Genomic DNA, 3,154 nt, shown 5'->3' with positions numbered 1-3,154 from the left:
CCGCCACGACCACGCCCGCCGCCCCCACGCCGCGCGGCCCCCTGCTGTCGGTGAGCTTGCCCGCGACCGGCATGGTGATCGCGGCCCCGACGCCCATCGGCGCCAGCAGCAGACCCGCGTCCAGGGCGCTGCCGCCCTGCGCGAGCTGGCTGTAGAGCGGGACGAGCACGGTGAAGCCGAACATCCCCGCCGAGTAGCACGCGAGCGCGGTCACCGCCGACGCGAACGTCCGGTCGCCGAACAGCCGCAGGTCCAGCAGCGTCCCCGAGGCCCGCAGCGCCCGCACGGCGAACGCGGCGACCAAAGCCACGCCGATCCACAACGCGGGATGCAGGAGCGAGGCCCCGTTGCCCACCTCCGACAGGCCGTAGACCACCCCGGCCAGGCCGGGGGACAGCAGCGCCAGGCCGGGCACGTCGAGGCTCTGCGGGCTCGCGCCGGGCGCGCGCGGCAGCAGCAGGAACGCCGCCACCAGGGCCACCGCGCAGACCGGCACGTTGATCAGGAACAGCCACCGCCAGCCGGGTCCCTCCACGATCAGCCCGCCGAGCGGCGGCCCGAGCACGGGCGCCAGCATCGCGGGCACTGAGATCATGGCCATCGCGCGGCCCATCCGCTCCTTGCCCGCCGCCTGCGCCAGCATCATCTGGCCGACGGGCAGGAGCAGCCCCCCGCCCAGGCCCTGCACCGCGCGGAAGACGATCAGGCTGCCGACCGACCAGGCGGCGGCGCTGAGCGCCGAACCTGCGACGAACAGCGCGAGCGAGACGAGCCAGACGCTCCGGCCGCCGAACCTGCCCGCCGCCCAGCCGGTGACCGGCACCGTCATCGAGAGGGCCAGCAGGTAGCCGGTGACCACCCACTGCATGGTGGCCGGGGTCGCGTGGAAGTCGCGGGCGAGGGCGCCGAGTGCGACGTTGACGATCGTGGTGTCGAGCATCGTCATGACGACGCCCAGCAGGACGACCAGGGCCGTCGTCCAGAGGGGAGTTCGTACGCCGTATCGCATGTCGTACAGCGTATCAGTTTCGTACAGTGTCTAAAATCGGCACCGTGAGCTCTGTCTGGTCGCGTCCCACGCCGCCGCGCCGCCCCGCCCTGACCAGGGAGGCGATCGTGGCCGCCGCCATCGCGATCGCCGACGCCGAAGGGCTGGCCGCGGTCTCGATCAGGCGCGTGGCCGCCGAGCTGGACGCGCGGGCGATGACGCTCTACTCCTACATCGATCGCAAGGAAGACCTGCTGGCGCTGATGCTCGACGAGATCTCCACGGAGGTGCTCATTGACGGGCCGCTCCCCGGCGACTGGCGGGAGGCGCTGCGGCTGATCGCCGGGCGCGAGCGCGAGCTGGTGCGCCGCCACCCCTGGCGGGTGGAGCTGGTCTCGCAGCGGGTGCCCGTGGGGCCCAACGCCCTGCGGCACGTGGAGCAGAAGCTGGCCGCGTTCGACGGGCTCGGGATCGACCGGCTGACGGCCTGGCGGTATCTGGCCGCGTTCAACGACTACATGACCGGGTTCGTGGTCAGGGAGGCGCTGGAGCGCGGCGAGCCCAGGGAGCAGGGGATCAACGACGCCGAGCGGGCGGCGGTCGCGGAGCCGTACATCAGGGAGCTGGTCGAGAGCGGCGAGTTCCCCAGGCTCGCGCCGATGATCGAGCAGGGCGTGCGGGGCGCGGACGACAACTTCGAGCGCGGGCTCGGCTGGGTGCTGGACGGAATCGAGGGCGACCTGCCCGGGCGATAACCTTTGTCGCGATGAACACCACCGTCTCCACGATCGTCATCGCGGGCTCCCTGCTGCTCATGGTGGCGAGCCTGGTCAACGCCTTCCGCGACCGGCCGATGGGCATGGTCCTGCTGGTCGGCTTCGCCGTGCTGGAGGTCGCCGTGCTGGTGCAGGCCGGCTTCGTGATCGCGGCGGTCACCGGCGGCGGCGGGCCCGCCGACAAGGTCACGCTGTTCGGCTACGTCGGCGGCCAGGTGCTGATCCCGCCCGCCGGGGTCTTCCTCGCGCTGGCCGAGCGCAGCAGGTGGGGGTCGGCGATCCTGGTCGTGGCCGGGTTCGCGATCGCGGTGATGACGGCCCGGCTGGGGCAGATCTGGTCCGGTGCCGCGTGACCACCTCGATCGGCACCGGCCCCGGCCGCGCCCTGGTCGCCGTCTACGGGCTCTTCTCGCTGGCCGCGGGGGCGCGGGCGGCCGTGCAGATCGCCGGCCGGTTCGGCGAGGCGCCGCTGGCCTACTCGCTGTCGGCCTTCGCGGCGATCGTCTACATCGTGCTCACCGTGGCGCTCCTGCGCGGCGCGCGCCGCCTCGCGCTGGCCGCGCTCGGCATCGAGCTGGCGGGCGTACTGATCATCGGCACCCTGAGCCTCGTCGATCCGGCCGCCTTCCCCGACGAGACGGTCTGGTCGGCGTACGGCAGGGGCTACCTGTTCATTCCGCTGGTGTTGCCGCTGGTGGGCCTCTACTGGCTGTGGCGCAGGCGTTAACGTCCGGCCTGAGCGGGCAGTGTCACACGCCATGAGCACGATCGAGCACTCAGAAGACGTCAGGGTCCCCGTCACGGTGGCCTACAACCAATGGACGCAGTTCGAGAGCTTCCCCGAGTTCATGGAGGGCGTGGATACGGTCAAGCAGATCACCGACACCCGTACGGCCTGGGTGACGGAGATCGCCGGGATCAAGCGCGAGTTCGAGGCCGAGATCACCGAGCAGCACCCGGACGAGCGCATCGCGTGGCGCTCGCTCGACAAGCCGCATCAGGCCGGCGTGGTGACCTTCCACCACATCGACGGCAACACCACCAGGGTCACGCTCCAGATGGAGTACGACCCCGAGGGGTTCGTCGAGACCGCGGGCGACTGGCTGCAGCTCATCCGCCTGCGCGTCGTCAACGACGTCAAGCGGTTCAAGGCGTTCATCGAGGCGCGCGGCGGCGAGACCGGCGCGTGGCGCGGTGACGTGCCGGGGCCGCACCAGAGCGGCTCCACCTACGGCGACAGCGACCGGCCCGTTCCGCCCGGCACGGTCGGCGGCCCCGGCGGGCTGCCCGGCGAGACGCTCGGCGACGGGCCCGATGGCAGGCCCGGCGAGCGACCCGGTGGAACGCTCCCCGCTCCCGGCCCGGTGCCGCAGGCTCCCCGCCACATGCC

5 protein-coding genes are annotated in these 3,154 nt (G+C 72.3%); 4 read left to right on the top strand and 1 reads right to left on the bottom strand.

Annotated elements, in window-relative coordinates:
• The coding region (locus ETD85_RS61155) for a DHA2 family efflux MFS transporter permease subunit (RefSeq protein WP_138698916.1) at positions 1 to 1,009 on the bottom strand (1,009 nt) is incomplete at its 3' end.
• A 44-nt stretch (positions 1,010 to 1,053) separates the two neighbouring features.
• Between ETD85_RS61155 and ETD85_RS61150 the strand changes: the two genes are divergently transcribed.
• From ETD85_RS61150 to ETD85_RS61135, 4 genes are all read left to right on the top strand, one after another.
• Positions 1,054 to 1,743 (top strand): TetR/AcrR family transcriptional regulator C-terminal domain-containing protein, encoded by a 690-nt coding sequence (locus ETD85_RS61150; protein ID WP_138698915.1) that lies wholly within the window; start codon positions 1,054 to 1,056, stop codon positions 1,741 to 1,743.
• Positions 1,744 to 1,754: 11 nt separating this feature from the next.
• Positions 1,755 to 2,117, top strand: a complete 363-nt coding sequence (locus ETD85_RS61145; protein ID WP_138698914.1) for a hypothetical protein — start codon at positions 1,755 to 1,757, stop codon at positions 2,115 to 2,117.
• Entirely contained in the window at positions 2,114 to 2,491 is a 378-nt protein-coding gene (locus ETD85_RS61140; protein WP_138698913.1) for a hypothetical protein, read from the top strand. The genes ETD85_RS61145 and ETD85_RS61140 overlap by 4 nt, the downstream gene beginning before the upstream one ends.
• Positions 2,492 to 2,522: 31 nt before the next feature.
• On the top strand, positions 2,523 to 3,154 hold a 632-nt coding region (locus ETD85_RS61135), incomplete at its 3' end, for an SRPBCC family protein (RefSeq protein WP_240780159.1).

This window comes from Nonomuraea zeae, assembly GCF_005889725.1.
In the GTDB taxonomy this organism is placed as follows: Bacteria; Actinomycetota; Actinomycetes; order Streptosporangiales; family Streptosporangiaceae; genus Nonomuraea; species Nonomuraea zeae.
Note: the sequence above shows the minus strand (reverse complement) of the source record. Positions and strands in the feature narration are given on the sequence as shown.

Bases quoted from the DNA above. Each gene is read 5' to 3' on its own strand.
- ETD85_RS61145 (WP_138698914.1), top strand. From the start codon at position 1,755: ATGAACACCACCGTCTCCACGATCGTCATCGCGGGCTCCCTGCTGCTC.